We start from the raw sequence: 14,688 nt of genomic DNA on the forward strand, positions 1-14,688 counted from the left end.
CATGTATGCCAACAAGCTAGCCGAGGCATTCGCCAAAGCCAGTGAGACCGACAAGGTGGAACTGGCACATTTCCTCGCCAACAATCTGGACAGTGCAGAGCAGGCGAAAAGCAGTGCCCGTGTCCGGGAATATGTCGCCGCGTTCGACCGTTTCGCGGCTCCCAGGGAAGGGGAGCAGTTCTGATGGCCTTTGATTTCGCCCGTGCCACCAAATATTTCCTCATGTGGGATTTCATCAAAGGCTTTGGCCTTGGGATGCGTTACTTTGTTTCGCCCAAGCCGACGCTGAACTATCCCCACGAAAAGGGCCCGCTGTCACCGCGTTTCCGGGGCGAGCACGCGCTGCGTCGCTACCCGAACGGTGAAGAGCGCTGCATCGCCTGCAAACTGTGCGAAGCGATCTGCCCGGCGCAGGCCATCACCATTGATGCCGAGCCGCGTGAAGATGGTTCGCGCCGCACCACGCGCTATGACATCGACATGACCAAATGCATCTACTGCGGCTTTTGCCAGGAGGCTTGCCCGGTTGATGCCATCGTCGAGGGGCCGAACTTCGAATACGCGACCGAGACCCGCGAAGAGCTGTTCTACGACAAGCAAAAGCTGCTTGCGAACGGTGAACGCTGGGAGGCCGAAATCGCCCGCAACCTGCAACTGGATGCGCCCTACAGATGACCGACGCTTTCGCCCGGCTTTTCGCGCAGATGATGGCTTCGGGCCAGGAGATGGCGCGCGCCATCAATCCTGCGCTTGAACATTTCGACATGCGCAGCCTTGAAAAGCTGGTGCCGACGATTCCTGCCGACATGCTGGAAATGTGGTTCGGCAAGACTTTCAACCGCGAGGGGCTGGACGCCAAGACGCGCCTGCTTCTCACCATAGGCGCGATCACCGTTCAGGGTGCGCTGGCCGAGCCGCAGCTGCGCATGACCATCCGTCAGGCGCTTGCGGCCGGTGCCACGAAACGCGAGATCGCCGAGACGATCTTTCAGATGAGCATGTTCGGCGGGCTGCCTGCGATGCAGAAGGCGCTTGAAGTTGCCCAGAGCGTCTATGCCGAGGAGGACGAGGAATGATGACCTTCGCTTTCTACCTGTTCGCCATCAGTGTCTGCGTTGCGGGCTTCATGGTGGTGATCGGCCGTAACCCGGTGCATTCGGTGTTGTGGCTTATCCTTGCTTTCCTTGCTTCGGCGGGCCTCTTTGTGCTGCAAGGCGCGGAATTCGTGGCCATGCTGCTGGTCGTCGTCTATGTCGGCGCGGTGGCGGTGCTGTTCCTGTTCGTGGTGATGATGCTCGATATCGACTTTGCCGCGCTCAAGGGCGAGCTGGCGCGTTATCTGCCGCTTGCACTGGTGATCGGCGTCGTGCTTTTGGCGCAGTTGGGCATTGCCTTTTCGGGCTGGGTGCCTTCGGAAGGTGCCGAGGCGCTGCGCGCTGCGCCTGTGGACCCGACGGTTCAGAACACCTATGGGCTGGGCCTCGTGATCTATGACCGCTATGTGCTGATGTTCCAGCTTGCCGGTCTGGTGCTGCTGGTCGCGATGATCGGGGCGATCGTGCTGACCATGCGTCACCGCAAGGACGTCAAGCGTCAGAACGTGCTTGAGCAGATGTGGCGCGACCCGGCCAAGACACTGGAGCTGAAGGATGTGAAGCCGGGGCAGGGCCTCTGAAGCGCCCTTAGGGCCACCTAGCCAATTCGGGCCGCCTGCGCGGCCCATACAGCGAACGGATATTCAACGGGTGAACGACCCGGAGGGACCAGGACGATGATCGGATTGACTCATTATCTTGTTGTGGGGGCGATACTTTTCGTCACCGGCATTTTCGGGATCTTTGTGAACCGAAAGAACGTCATCGTCATCCTGATGTCGATCGAGCTGATGCTTCTGGCGGTGAACATCAATTTTGTCGCATTTTCGACCCATCTGGGCGACCTGGCCGGTCAGGTCTTTACGATGTTCGTGCTGACCGTGGCCGCTGCCGAGGCTGCCATCGGTCTGGCGATCCTGGTCGTCTTCTTCCGCAACCGCGGCACCATCGCGGTGGAAGATGTTAACGTGATGAAGGGATAAGCGGTCATGGAAAAGTTTGTCCTCTTCGCGCCCCTCGTCGGGTCGCTGATCGCCGGTCTTGGCTGGCGCGCGATCGGCGAAAAGGCCGCGCAATACCTGACCACAGGGCTGCTGTTCCTTGTCTGCTTTGCCAGCTGGTACCTGTTCCTGTCGTTTGACGGGGTGGTACGCCATATCCCGGTGCTCGACTGGGTGGTGACCGGCGATTTCCACGCCGAATGGGCCATCCGCCTCGACCGGCTGACCGCGATCATGCTGATCGTGGTGACCACGGTTTCGGCGCTCGTCCATACCTACTCGCTGGGCTATATGGCCCATGACGACAACTGGACGCATGACGAGCATTACAAGGCGCGTTTCTTCGCCTATCTGTCCTTCTTTACCTTCGCCATGCTGATGCTGGTGACGGCCGACAACCTGTTGCAGATGTTCTTTGGCTGGGAGGGAGTTGGCGTCGCCTCCTACCTGCTCATCGGCTTTTACTATAAAAAGGCCAGCGCGAATGCGGCGGCGATGAAGGCTTTCATCGTCAACCGTGTCGGCGACTTTGGCTTCCTGCTTGGGATCTTTGGCATCTATTGGCTGACCGACTCGGTTCAGTTCGATGCGATCTTTGCCCGGGTGCCCGAACTTGCGCAGACCAGCCTGCATTTCCTGTGGCGTGACTGGAACGCGGCGAACCTGCTGGGCTTCCTGCTCTTTATCGGCGCAATGGGGAAATCGGCACAGCTGCTGCTGCACACCTGGCTGCCCGACGCGATGGAAGGTCCGACCCCGGTTTCGGCCCTGATCCACGCTGCGACCATGGTGACCGCCGGGGTGTTCCTTGTCAGCCGTATGTCGCCGCTTTACGAATTTGCGCCTGATGCGAAGAACTTCATCGTCATCATCGGTGCGACCACGGCTTTCTTTGCTGCGACCGTCGGTCTGGTCCAGAACGACATCAAGCGCGTCATCGCCTATTCGACCTGTTCGCAGCTGGGTTATATGTTCGTGGCAGCCGGTGTCGGCGTCTATTCGGCGGCGATGTTCCACCTGCTGACCCACGCCTTCTTCAAAGCGATGCTGTTCCTTGGCGCCGGTTCGGTGATCCACGCCATGCACCATGAACAGGATATGCGGAATTATGGCGGGCTGCGGAAAAAGATTCCGCTGACCTTCTGGGCGATGATGATCGGTACCTTTGCCATCACCGGCGTCGGGATTCCGCTGACCCATATCGGCTTTGCTGGTTTCCTGTCGAAGGACGCGATCATCGAAAGCGCCTGGGCGGGCAGCAGCTATGCCTTCTGGATGCTGGTCATCGCGGCCTGCTTCACCAGCTTCTACAGCTGGCGGCTGATCTTCCTGACCTTCTACGGCAAGCCGCGCGGCGATCATCATGCCCATGACCATGCGCATGAAAGCCCGCCTGTGATGACCATTCCGCTGGGCGTTCTGGCGATTGGTGCGATCTTTGCCGGTATGGTCTGGTATGGTCCGTTCTTTGGCGACCATCACAAGGTGACGGAGTATTTCCACATCGCCGGCTCGCATGAAACGGCCGAAGGCGTGGGTGGGGAACACGCGACCGCCGAAGCGCCGGCTGAGCCTGCTGTCGCCGATGCTGCCGAGGGTGAGGCTGCGGCCGAGACCGCTCATGCTGCGATCGAAGCTCCGGTTGGTGGTGCGATCTATATGCATCCTGACAACCACACCATGGATGAGGCGCACAATGCCCCGGCCTGGGTCAAGGTTTCGCCCTTTATCGCCATGGTGATCGGACTGTTCACGGCCTGGATGTTCTACATCGTCAATCCGTCGCTGCCCCGGCGGCTGGCGGCCCAGCAACCGGCGCTGTATCAGTTCCTGCTGAACAAGTGGTACTTCGACGAGATCTACGACTTCATCTTTGTCCGGCCGACGAAATGGCTTGGCCGACTGCTGTGGAAGGGTGGCGATGGCGCCGTAATTGACGGCACGATCAACGGCCTGGCCCTGGGTTTGATCCCGCGGCTGACCCGTGCGGCGGTCCGGGTGCAATCGGGCTATCTGTTCCACTACGCCTTCGCGATGGTTCTGGGCATCGTGGGCTTGCTGATCTGGGTGATGATGCGGGGCGCGCACTGACATGACGAACCTTCTTTCTATCATCACCTTCCTGCCGATTGTTGCCGCCATCATCATGGCGCTGTTCCTGCGGGGTCAGGACGAAGCTGCTGCGCGCAATGCCAAATGGCTGGCGTTGCTGACCACGACGGCGACCTTTGTGATCTCGCTCTTTGTGCTGTTCCGGTTTGATCCTGCGAATACGGGCTTCCAGTTTGTCGAGGATCACCCCTGGATCATGGGGCTGCGCTACAAGATGGGCGTGGACGGCATTTCGGTGCTGTTCGTGCTGCTGACCACCTTTATGATGCCGCTGACCATTCTTTCGACCTGGAACGTCGGAGATAAGGTCAAGGAATACATGATCGCCTTCCTCGTGCTTGAAGGGCTGATGATCGGCGTATTTACCGCGCTGGACCTCATCCTCTTCTACCTGTTCTTCGAGGCGGGTCTGATCCCGATGTTCCTGATCATCGGGATCTGGGGCGGCAAGGATCGCATCTACGCCAGCTTCAAGTTCTTCCTCTACACCTTCCTTGGCTCGGTGCTGATGCTGGTGGCGATGATCGCGATGTATCGCATCTCGGGCACGACCGATATCGTCGCGCTGCTGCAGTATGAATTCCCGTCCGAGAATTTCCGCCTGCTTGGCATGACCGTAATCGGCGGCACGCAAATGCTGCTGTTCCTGGCATTCTTTGCCAGCTTTGCGGTCAAGATGCCGATGTGGCCGGTTCATACCTGGCTGCCTGACGCGCACGTTCAGGCACCGACCGCCGGTTCGGTCCTGCTGGCCGCGGTGCTGCTGAAGATGGGCGGTTACGGCTTTCTGCGCTTCAGCCTGCCCATGTTCCCGGTCGCCAGTGCTGTTGCCCAGCCCTATGTGTTCTGGCTGTCCGCCATTGCCATCGTCTACACGTCGCTGGTGGCGCTGGCGCAGTCGGACATGAAGAAGGTCATCGCCTATTCCTCGGTCGCGCATATGGGTTACGTGACCCTGGGGATATTTGCCGCCAATCAGGTTGGTGTCGACGGCGCGATCTTCCAGATGCTGTCGCACGGCTTTGTCTCGGGCGCGCTGTTCCTTTGCGTCGGGGTCATCTACGACCGCATGCACACGCGTGAGATCGACGCCTACGGCGGCCTCGTGAACCGGATGCCGGCCTATGCGGCGGTGTTCATGTTCTTTACCATGGCGAACGTGGGCCTGCCCGGCACCTCGGGTTTCGTGGGTGAATTCCTGACGTTGATGGGTACTTTCCGCGTCAATACCTGGGTGGCGCTGGTCGCGACCACGGGCGTGATCTTCTCGGCCGCTTATGCGCTGTGGCTTTATCGCCGCGTGACGCTGGGCCAGCTGATCAAGGAAAGCCTGAAGTCGATCACCGACATGACCCCGCGCGAGCGTTGGATCTTTGTGCCGCTGATTGCGATGACGCTGATCCTCGGTGTCTATCCGCGGCTCGTTACCGATGTGACCGGTCCGGCCGTCTCCGCGCTTCTTCAAGACTACAACCAGAGCCAGCCAGCGGCACCCGTTGCCGCGGTTCAGGCCAGCCACTAGGGGGCAGACATGACCTCGCTCGACTTCTCGACCATTCTGCCCGAGGTGGTTCTGGCGGTTTACGCGCTTGCCGCCCTGATGGCCGGGGCCTATCTCGGCAAGGACAGGCTGGCGCGGACGCTGCTGTGGCTGACTGTCGCGGCCTTTCTGATCGTCGCGGCCATGGTTGGTCTTGGCAATCGCACCGATGGCACCGCCTTCCATGGCATGTTCATCGACGATGGCTTTTCGCGCTTTGCCAAGGTGGTGACGCTGGTTGCTGCTGCCTGCGTGCTGGCGATGAGTGCCGATTACATGCAGCGCCGTAATATGCTGCGCTTTGAGTTCCCGATCATTGTCGCTCTGGCGGTGCTGGGGATGATGTTCATGGTCTCGGCCGGTGACCTGCTGACGCTCTATATGGGGCTGGAGCTGCAATCGCTTGCGCTTTACGTCGTTGCCGCCATGCGCCGCGACTCGGTTCGCTCGTCCGAGGCGGGGCTGAAATACTTTGTTCTGGGCTCGCTTTCGTCGGGCTTGCTGCTCTATGGCACCTCGCTGATCTACGGCTTTGTCGGCACCACCGGGTTCCAGGGCATCATTGCGACCATCTCGGCCGGACATCTGTCGCTTGGCGTGCTGTTCGGGCTGGTGTTCATGCTGGTCGGTCTGGCCTTCAAGGTTTCGGCCGTGCCGTTCCACATGTGGACGCCGGATGTCTATGAGGGCTCGCCGACCCCGGTGACCGCCTTCTTTGCGACCGCACCCAAGGTCGCCGCTATGGCGCTGATCGCCCGGCTGGTCTTTGACGCCTTCGGTCATGTCATCTCGGACTGGAGCCAGATCATCGCGGCGCTGGCGGTGATGTCGATGTTCCTTGGCTCGATCGCCGGGATCGGCCAGACCAATATCAAACGGCTGATGGCCTATTCTTCGATCACCCATATGGGCTTTGCGCTGGTCGGGCTCGCGTCCGGCACCGTGATCGGGGTGCAGAGCATGCTGCTCTATATGACCATCTATTCGGTGATGAACATCGGCACTTTCGCTTTCATCCTGTCGATGGAACGTGACGGGGTTCCGGTGACCGATCTTGCCGCGCTGAACCGTTTTGCCTGGACCGACCCGGTCAAGGGGCTGGCGATGCTGGTCCTGATGTTCAGCCTTGCCGGTGTGCCGCCGACCCTTGGCTTTTTTGCCAAGCTGGGCGTGCTGACCGCAGCGGTCGACGCGGGCATGGGTTGGCTTGCCATCGCCGGTGTCATCGCCTCGGTTATCGGTGCCTTCTACTATCTGCGCATCGTCTACTACATGTATTTTGGTGCCGAGAGTGAAGGCATCACCAGCCGCATGGGCGCGGTGCAGTATCTGGCATTGATGGTGCCGGCGCTGGCGATGCTGGTCGGCGCGGTCAGCATGTTCGGTGTCGATGCTGCTGCCGGTCGCGCCGCCGAGACTCTGGTAGGTCCGGTGGCCGCTGCCGAGCAGCCGGCCGAGTCTGCGCAAGGTGAGTGATACCTGGCCCGAAGGCGTGGCCCGCCATGTGCTGGCCCGCGTCGACAGTACCAATGCCGAGGCGCTGAGGCTGGCGCCCGGCCTCTCAGGTCCAGCCTGGGTGATGGCCCGCGAGCAATTCGCGGGCCGTGGTCGTCGCGGCCGGGACTGGGTGATGCCCGCCGGGAATTTCGCCGCGACCTTGGTAACCCGGCCCAGGGGTGGGGCGCTGGTCGCGGCACAACTGTCCTTTGTTGCGGCGCTGGCGCTTTATGATGCGCTTGGTGACGCCTGCGGCCCCTCGGTGCGGCTGGCGATCAAATGGCCAAATGACGTGTTGCTGAACGGTGGCAAGGTCGCCGGCATTCTTTTGGAAAGCGCGGGATCCGGTCCCGGCATTCAGGCTGTTGCGGTCGGGATCGGCGTCAATCTGGCGGCTGCTCCGGATGCGGATCTGGTCGGGCCGGGGGCAGTTCCGCCTGTTTCGGTCAAAGGTGAGACCGGCCATACCGTCGCGCCCGAGGATTTTCTGGACCTGCTCGCCCCTGCTTTCGCGCGCTGGCAGGATCAGCTTGAAACCTACGGCTTTGGGCCGATCCGCAACGCCTGGCTTTCGCGCGCCGCCCGGCTGGGTGAGCCGATCATCGCTCGTGCTGGCACCAACGAAAGTCACGGTATCTTCGAAGGCATTGACGAAAGTGGCGCGCTGATCCTGCGCGGCTCTGACGGGCGGCAGGTTATTCCCGCCGCCGATGTGTATTTCAGAGGCTAGCCCATGCTGCTTTGCATCGACACCGGCAACACGAACACGGTCTTTTCAGTCTGGGACGGCGAACAATTCGTCGGCATGTGGCGTATTTCGACCGACCACCGGCGTACCGCGGATGAATATTTCGTCTGGCTGTCCACACTGATCTCATTGCAAAAGCTTGAGCTGAACATCGACAGCTGCATCATCAGTTCAACCGCGCCGCGGGTGGTGTTCAACCTGCGCGTGCTGTGCAACCGCTATTTTGACACCCGCCCGCTGGTTGTGGGCAAGCCTGACTGCCTGTTGCCGGTGGCCCCCCGGGTTGATTTTGGCACGGTGGTCGGTCCCGACCGGCTGGTGAACACCTGGGGCGCATTCGACCGCCACGGTCCCGATCTGATCGTGGTCGATTTTGGCACTGCGACGACTTTTGATGTGGTCGACACGGATGGCGCCTATGTCGGAGGTGTCATTGCGCCGGGGGTGAACCTGTCGCTTGAGGCGCTGCATATGGGGGCGGCCAGCCTGCCTCATGTCGATGTGACTATGCCGCCCAAGGTAATTGGTACAAATACGGTGGCTTGTATCCAGTCGGGCATTTACTGGGGTTATATCGGCCTTGTGCAGGGCGTGGTGGACAAGATCCGCGAAGAGCGAGGCCGCCAGATGAAGGTCGTCGCGACCGGGGGGCTTGCGCCGCTGTTCGACCAGGGCTTTGATCTGTTCGACGCGATCGAGGACGACCTGACCATGCATGGGCTACGCCTCATTCACGATTATAACAAGGAGATGGGCAATGGCTGAGCGCCTGATCTATCTGCCGCTGGGCGGCGCGGGCGAAATCGGCATGAACGCCTATGTCTATGGCTATGGCGAGCCGGGACGAGAGCGGCTGATCGTCGTCGATCTGGGCGTTACCTTTGGCGATATGGAATCCGCCCCGGGTATCGACCTGATCATGGCCGATGTGTCATGGCTTGAGGCGAACTGCGACCGGATCGACGCAATCTTTATCACCCACGGGCATGAGGATCACGTTGGCGCACTTGGCCTTTTGTGGCCAAAGCTGCAAAAGCCTGTGCATTGCCGCCGCTTTACCGGTGCCTTGGCGCGGCTGAAGCTGGAAGAGGTGGGCCAGCCGACCGACCAGATACATATTCACGCTCCGCGGCCTGACGTGGTGACGGCAGGTCCCTTCCGTGTGCAATTCGTGCCGGTCAGCCATTCTATTCCCGAAAGTTCGGCCCTGATCATCGACACGCCGGCAGGTCGGATCGTCCATACGGGTGACTTTAAGCTGGACGGAACGCCAGTGGTGGGTGAGCCCTTTGACCCGATGGTCTGGCACGAGATTGCCAACGAAGGGCAGGGGGTCAAGGTCCTGACCTGCGATTCGACCAACGTGTTTTCCCCCCATCCCGGCCGGTCCGAGGCGCTTTTGGCCAATCCGCTGCTGGATTTCGTCATCGCGCAGCGCCAGATGGTGGTGGCCACGACCTTTGCCAGCAACATTGCCCGGCTCAAGACGCTGGCCGAGGCAGGCGTTGCCGCGGGGCGCAAGATCTGCCTTTTGGGCCGCGCCATGCGCCGTATGATCACCGTTGCAATCGAAACCGGCGTGTTGACCAACTTTCCCCCGGTGATCGGACCGGAAGAGGCCTCGGAACTGCCGCGCGACAAGGTGATGCTGATCGTCACCGGCAGTCAGGGCGAACGGCGCGCTGCGAGTGCCCAGTTGTCGCGTGGCCGCTATCTGGGCATTGACCTGAAAGAGGGCGACAGTTTCCTTTTCAGCTCACGCACCATTCCGGGGAATGAGCGCGGCGTCATTCGCATCATGAATGCGCTGTCGGAAAAGGGCGTGGACCTGTTTGATGCCGATGACGGGGTTTACCACGTTTCGGGCCACGCCAACCGCCCCGATATCGAGGCGGTGCATGATCTGTTGAAGCCGCAGATGGTTATTCCGATGCATGGCGAACACATGCATCTGCGCGAGCATGCCAAGCTGGCCGAGGCGCGCGGCATTCCGGCGGCAGTGGCGACGAACGGTACCATGCTGGACCTGTCCGGGACCGCGCCGCGGGTGGTCGATCAGATCGACACCGGCAGGCTGTATCTGGATGGTTCGGTGCTGATCGGTGCCATGGATGGCGTGGTGCGCGACCGCATCCGCATGGCGCTGAACGGTCATGCCATGGTCTCGGTCATCGTTGATGAGGATGACACGCCCTTGCCCGACGCCTGGGTTGAACTGTCCGGTCTGCCTGAACGGGGCCGTGGCGGTGCACCGCTGGCCGAGAATATCGAGGCTGCGCTGGCCGATTTCCTTGAGCGTGCCGATGATCGGACCGTCATGGATGACGAGCGGCTGGAAGAGGGCATCCGCCGCCTTACCCGTCAGGTCTCGATGGAAGAGATCGGCAAGAAGCCCGAGGTGACGGTGGTCATCTCGCGTCTGGCTGCCGAATGATCTGAGAGCATGGGCCGGTCCCGGCCGGCCCACCCGAGAAAGAGCATGAGCGAATTCGACCCGAAACCTCCGCGCCGTAACTTTTACGGCCGCCGTCATGGCAAGACTTTGCGCCAGAGCCAAAAGGGCTATCTGTCCGAGGATCTGGGCAACCTGCGCCCGCGCGGCATTACCCTTGATGAAAACCCCGAACGCAGGCCGATCGACCCGACCCAGATCTTTGGCGATGACCGCCCGGTCTGGCTGGAGGTCGGCTTTGGCGGGGGTGAACATATGGTTCACATGGCCGCCCGCTATCCCCAGATCGGGATCATTGGCTGTGAGCCCTTTATCAACGGCGTCGCGATGCTGCTGGGCAAGATCCGCGCGGCGGGGGTGTCGAATGTCAGCGTCCATCCGGGCGATGCCCGCGATCTGATGGATGTCCTGCCCGAAGGCTCGATCAGCAAGGCGTTCCTGAACTATCCCGACCCTTGGCCCAAGGCGCGCCACCACCGCCGCCGTTTCGTCACGCCCGAACATCTGATCCCACTTTACCGGGTGATGAAGCCGGGGGCCGAATTCCGCGTAGCGACCGACATTCCTGATTATGTCCGCCAGACGCTGGAAGAAGTTCCGCAGGCCGGTTTCGAGTTGATCTCGGAAGGGAAAGACGCCTGGGACGACTGGCTGTCCACGCGCTATGAGCAAAAGGCCCTGCGCGAAGGACGGGTGCCGCATTACGTCACCTTTCGCCGCAGGGGCTGAAAGCTTCGGGGCCGATTGCATAGGCCAGCCGTGACCGCTATCACCTTGCGCGACACGTACAAGGGGGCCTTCATGTCACATTCCGCCGAACCGCTTCCGATGATTGCCCGCCGCTCGGGCCCCCTGAAGGGTGAGGCCAAGGTGCCGGGCGACAAGTCGATCAGCCACCGCGCGCTGATCCTTGGTGCCCTGGCTGTGGGAGAGACCCATATCACCGGCCTTCTGGAAGGTCAGGACGTTCTGGACACAGCCAAAGCCATGCAGGCCTTTGGCGCGCGTGTCGAACGTCTGGGAGAGGGTGAGTGGTTGGTGAACGGCGTCGGCGTCGGCGGCTTTTCCGAGCCTGAGGGCGTGATTGACTGCGGCAACTCGGGTACCGGTGTCCGGCTGATCATGGGTGCGATGGCGACGACCCCGGTCACCGCGACCTTCACCGGCGACGCCAGCCTGTCGCGGCGCCCGATGGGGCGCGTGACTGACCCGCTGGAGCTGTTTGGCTGCGAGGTAACAGCGCGCGAGGGCAAGCGGCTGCCTGTCACGATCAAGGGCGCGGCGGATCCGGTGCCCGTGCGTTACAAGACGCCGGTTGCCTCGGCCCAGATCAAATCGGCGGTGCTGCTTGCTGCGCTGAATGCCCCGGGTGAAACCGTGGTGATCGAATCCGAGCCGACCCGCGACCATACCGAGCGTATGCTTGCGGGCTTTGGCGCCACGATCTCGACCGAGGTGACGGATGAAGGGCAGGTTATCACCCTGCGAGGCCGGCCCGAACTGCGGCCGCAGCCGGTTGTTGTTCCGCGCGACCCTTCAAGTGCGGCTTTCCCGGTGGCTGCGGCGCTGATCGTTCCGGGCTCCGAGATTCGTGTGCCCGGCGTCAGCCGCAACCCGACGCGGGATGGGCTGTATGTCACCCTGCTTGAAATGGGGGCTGACATCCGCTTTGAAAATCCGCGTGAAGAGGGGGGCGAGCCGGTGGCCGATCTGGTCGTCCGCCACGGCCCGCTTAAGGGTGTGACCGTTCCGCCCGAACGCGCGGCAAGCATGATCGACGAATTCCCGATCCTGTCCGTGATCGCCTGTTTCGCCGAAGGCACGACCGTCATGCAGGGGGTCCATGAGCTGCGCGTCAAGGAAAGCGACAGGATCGAGGCCATGGCCGTCGGCCTTGTCGCCAATGGTGCCGAGGTCGGGGCGACGGATGATACCATGACCGTGCATGGCAAGGGCGGACTTAAGGGCGGCGCGATTTGCGCGACCCATCTAGATCACCGCATCGCCATGTCCTTCCTTGTCGCGGGGCTTGCCTCGGAACAGCCGATCAGCGTCGATGATGGCAGTCCGATTGCGACTTCGTTCCCTGACTTCCTGCCCTTGATGAAGGGGCTGGGTGCGCAGATCGGCTAAACCTGCCGCGCGGGGGCTGCCGTGTCTGTCAGGCGCGGCTGTCCCGACCATTGGCAGGCTGACATCGTGTCATCACTGAGCAGCAGTCATGCGGACGATTTCGCGCATATATGCACGAGACTGGTGGGGGGCGAAAAATCCTCAGCCTTGTGCAACTGCCGGCTACTGTATTTGCTGGAGAATAAAGTTACTGACATACGGAAATGTCAGCTATGCGAAACAAAGCCGCTGGTCAGGGCAGCCAGCCATGCAAGATCCGCTCACCTTCCGAAGTGAAATTGATGATGCGCGACGCAGGCACCCGACGCGCCCATGATCTGGCGATCAGATGATCTAGTATGGCCTTCCCCAGACGCCCGGCCAGATGCTGTCGCCGCTCGCTCCAGTCGAGGCAGGCACGGCACAGGGGCCGATTGCCTGGCGGAAGGCTATCAATATCCAGATCAATTTCGGCCAGTTTTTCCCTGCCGTAGCTGGTCACGGTCAGATCATTCGCCAACCACTCATCCGCCAGCATTTGCTTATAAAGCCGGACGCCCACCTCTCCAGCCAGATGATCGTAGCAGATGCGGGCCTTGCGCAGCGCCGGATCCGCGCGGGCCGGTGCGCAACGAAGGCGCAGCATCGCTGGAAAACACCATCAGTGCTTCAAGCAGGCTGGCAACATTGGGGCCCGCCAGACGGAAGTAGCGGTGCCGGCCCTGCGCTTCGACCATCAGCACCTCGCCATCCACCAGTTTGGCAAGGTGAGAACTGGCGGTTTGTTTGGTGATCCCGCCAAGGCCGGCCAATTCGGTCGCGGTCAGGGCGCGCCCATCCATCAGCGCAATCAGCATCGTACTGCGGGCAGGATCGGCGACAAGGGCGGCGATGCGGGCGATATCGGGGCCTTCTCTCATGGTTCGATCCTAACCGAACCATCTGCTGCCGCCAATCGGGTAGGTATGGGGTCAGCAAGAAAGGCCAGACCCATGATAACCTGCGTCATCACCTATGACATCGATCCGAACCGGCGTGAGCTGTTCGATCAATATGCCCGTAACTGTGGCGAATGCAGCCCGCGCTGCGGTGCTGATCTGATCGGCTATTTCGCCCCGCATGAGGGTTCGGCCTCGACCGCCTATGGCATTTATTCGCTGCCATCCCTTGCCGAATATGAAGCCTATCGGTCGCGGTTGGCGGCAGATCCACTGGGTCGGGAGAACTACGAATTCGCCAAACGTGAGGGCTTTATTCGCAGCGAGAACCGCCTTTTCGTCAAACTCGCTTCAGCTCCACATGGGGGTCGCACATGATTGCCGTCATTTTCGAAGCCTGGGTTCCCGGTGCGGCCCGGGCCGAATATCTTGATCTGGCGACCGGACTGCGCCCGCTGCTGGCGGATCTGGATGGCTTTATCTCCATCGAGCGGTTCCAGAGCCTGACCAATCCCGGCAAGGTCCTGTCGCTGTCCTTCTGGCGCGACGAAGCTGCGGTCGCGGCCTGGCGTAACCTGCCGGAGCACCGGCGCGTGCAGATTGCAGGCCGCGATCATGTCTTTGCCGATTACCATCTGCGTATCGCCGCAGTGACGCGGGACTACAGCATGACAGCCCGCGCCGAGGCTCCGGCCGACAGCCGCGCGATCCACAAGGAGACCTCCGATCATGTTTGACCTTGAGTTCCATCTGGAAAACCGTCCCGGTGCGCTGGCAGAGCTTGGCGAGGCGATGGGGCGCGCCGGAGTTTCTTTCGAGGGTGGTGGGGTATTCAGCCATGGCAGGACGTCGATCGCACACTTCCTGTTTCGCGATGGCGAGGCTGCAGCCAGTGCCGCGAAAGACGCCGGGATCGCGGTCGCGGCGATCCGCACACCGATCATCCGTAAGCTGAAACAGGGCACTCCCGGCCAGTTGGGCGCGATCTCGCGCGCATTGGCCGAGGCAGGCGTGAATATACTGGTTCAGTATTCCGACCATCATAATCAGCTTGTTCTGGTCTGTGACAGCGAAGAACTGGCGGGAAATGCGACCACCGGATGGCCCGCCGATGAATGACTGCTAAGGGCTCTTCGTACGGATGGCCTGACCTCGCAGCAGGGCAGGATCTGACAGAAAATCGAAAGCATCCGA

18 protein-coding genes are annotated in these 14,688 nt (G+C 61.3%); 16 read left to right on the plus strand and 2 right to left on the minus strand.

Annotation, left to right across the window (positions count from 1 at the left end; genetic code table 11):
* Position 1: 1 nt before the first annotated feature.
* The 13 genes from F8A10_RS02580 (at position 2) to aroA (ending at position 12,577) form a co-directional block, all read left to right on the plus strand.
* A complete protein-coding gene (locus F8A10_RS02580) occupies positions 2 to 184 on the plus strand; it encodes a hypothetical protein (protein ID WP_010392926.1) in 183 nt (60 codons plus the stop codon).
* Positions 184 to 675 (plus strand): NADH-quinone oxidoreductase subunit NuoI, encoded by a 492-nt coding sequence (gene nuoI / locus F8A10_RS02585; RefSeq protein ID WP_010392924.1) that lies wholly within the window; start codon positions 184 to 186, stop codon positions 673 to 675. Before F8A10_RS02580 ends, nuoI begins: the two co-directional genes overlap by 1 nt.
* The gene (locus tag F8A10_RS02590) at positions 672 to 1,076 is read left to right on the plus strand and encodes a carboxymuconolactone decarboxylase family protein (RefSeq protein WP_152366618.1); all 405 of its coding nucleotides are present in this window, start codon (positions 672 to 674) and stop codon (positions 1,074 to 1,076) included. Before nuoI ends, F8A10_RS02590 begins: the two co-directional genes overlap by 4 nt.
* Entirely contained in the window at positions 1,073 to 1,675 is a 603-nt protein-coding gene (locus tag F8A10_RS02595) for an NADH-quinone oxidoreductase subunit J (protein WP_152366619.1), read from the plus strand. Before F8A10_RS02590 ends, F8A10_RS02595 begins: the two co-directional genes overlap by 4 nt.
* Positions 1,676 to 1,771: 96 nt before the next feature.
* Positions 1,772 to 2,077: an NADH-quinone oxidoreductase subunit NuoK gene (gene nuoK / locus F8A10_RS02600; protein ID WP_010392916.1), complete on the plus strand. Its 306-nt coding sequence runs from the start codon at positions 1,772 to 1,774 to the stop codon at positions 2,075 to 2,077.
* A 6-nt stretch (positions 2,078 to 2,083) separates the two neighbouring features.
* Positions 2,084 to 4,186 carry an NADH-quinone oxidoreductase subunit L gene (gene nuoL / locus F8A10_RS02605; RefSeq protein WP_152366620.1) on the plus strand — a complete coding sequence of 701 codons (2,103 nt, stop codon included), beginning with the start codon at positions 2,084 to 2,086 and terminating at the stop codon, positions 4,184 to 4,186.
* Position 4,187: 1 nt separating this feature from the next.
* Positions 4,188 to 5,729, plus strand: a complete 1,542-nt coding sequence (locus tag F8A10_RS02610; RefSeq protein ID WP_010392899.1) for an NADH-quinone oxidoreductase subunit M — start codon at positions 4,188 to 4,190, stop codon at positions 5,727 to 5,729.
* 9 nt (positions 5,730 to 5,738) lie between these two features.
* Positions 5,739 to 7,223: an NADH-quinone oxidoreductase subunit NuoN gene (nuoN, locus tag F8A10_RS02615; RefSeq protein WP_152366621.1), complete on the plus strand. Its 1,485-nt coding sequence runs from the start codon at positions 5,739 to 5,741 to the stop codon at positions 7,221 to 7,223.
* A complete protein-coding gene (locus F8A10_RS02620; protein ID WP_193668137.1) occupies positions 7,216 to 7,974 on the plus strand; it encodes a biotin--[acetyl-CoA-carboxylase] ligase in 759 nt (252 codons plus the stop codon). Before nuoN ends, F8A10_RS02620 begins: the two co-directional genes overlap by 8 nt.
* A gap of 3 nt (positions 7,975 to 7,977) precedes the next feature.
* Positions 7,978 to 8,757 (plus strand): type III pantothenate kinase, encoded by a 780-nt coding sequence (locus tag F8A10_RS02625; RefSeq protein ID WP_010392895.1) that lies wholly within the window; start codon positions 7,978 to 7,980, stop codon positions 8,755 to 8,757.
* On the plus strand, positions 8,750 to 10,426 hold the full coding sequence (locus tag F8A10_RS02630) for a ribonuclease J (RefSeq protein WP_152366623.1): 1,677 nt from the start codon (positions 8,750 to 8,752) through the stop codon (positions 10,424 to 10,426). The genes F8A10_RS02625 and F8A10_RS02630 overlap by 8 nt, the downstream gene beginning before the upstream one ends.
* A 45-nt stretch (positions 10,427 to 10,471) precedes the next feature.
* Positions 10,472 to 11,173, plus strand: coding sequence for a tRNA (guanosine(46)-N7)-methyltransferase TrmB (gene trmB, locus F8A10_RS02635; RefSeq protein ID WP_152366624.1), 702 nt, complete (start codon positions 10,472 to 10,474; stop codon positions 11,171 to 11,173).
* Positions 11,174 to 11,245: 72 nt separating this feature from the next.
* Positions 11,246 to 12,577: a 3-phosphoshikimate 1-carboxyvinyltransferase gene (gene aroA / locus F8A10_RS02640; RefSeq protein WP_010392892.1), complete on the plus strand. Its 1,332-nt coding sequence runs from the start codon at positions 11,246 to 11,248 to the stop codon at positions 12,575 to 12,577.
* A gap of 232 nt (positions 12,578 to 12,809) precedes the next feature.
* On the opposite strand, the gene F8A10_RS21305 is transcribed toward aroA, so the two are convergent.
* Together F8A10_RS21305 and F8A10_RS21310 are read right to left on the minus strand one after the other, a co-directional pair.
* Positions 12,810 to 13,076 carry a hypothetical protein gene (locus F8A10_RS21305; RefSeq protein ID WP_227493399.1) on the minus strand — a complete coding sequence of 89 codons (267 nt, stop codon included), beginning with the start codon at positions 13,074 to 13,076 and terminating at the stop codon, positions 12,810 to 12,812.
* A gap of 22 nt (positions 13,077 to 13,098) precedes the next feature.
* On the minus strand, positions 13,099 to 13,476 hold the full coding sequence (locus F8A10_RS21310) for an ArsR/SmtB family transcription factor (RefSeq protein WP_227493400.1): 378 nt from the start codon (positions 13,474 to 13,476) through the stop codon (positions 13,099 to 13,101).
* Between the two features lie 72 nt (positions 13,477 to 13,548).
* Between F8A10_RS21310 and F8A10_RS02650 the strand changes: the two genes are divergently transcribed.
* From F8A10_RS02650 to F8A10_RS02660, 3 genes are read left to right on the plus strand one after another with little or no spacing between them, the layout of a single operon-like run.
* A complete protein-coding gene (locus F8A10_RS02650) occupies positions 13,549 to 13,872 on the plus strand; it encodes an NIPSNAP family protein (protein ID WP_152366625.1) in 324 nt (107 codons plus the stop codon).
* Complete coding sequence (locus F8A10_RS02655) at positions 13,869 to 14,231, plus strand: antibiotic biosynthesis monooxygenase family protein (RefSeq protein WP_010392885.1); 363 nt, start codon at positions 13,869 to 13,871, stop codon at positions 14,229 to 14,231. Before F8A10_RS02650 ends, F8A10_RS02655 begins: the two co-directional genes overlap by 4 nt.
* Complete coding sequence (locus F8A10_RS02660) at positions 14,224 to 14,613, plus strand: amino acid-binding ACT domain-containing protein (protein WP_152366626.1); 390 nt, start codon at positions 14,224 to 14,226, stop codon at positions 14,611 to 14,613. The genes F8A10_RS02655 and F8A10_RS02660 overlap by 8 nt, the downstream gene beginning before the upstream one ends.
* Positions 14,614 to 14,688: the final 75 nt, after the last annotated feature.

Source organism: Paracoccus kondratievae, assembly GCF_009301415.1.
GTDB classification, from domain to species: Bacteria; Pseudomonadota; Alphaproteobacteria; order Rhodobacterales; family Rhodobacteraceae; genus Paracoccus; species Paracoccus kondratievae.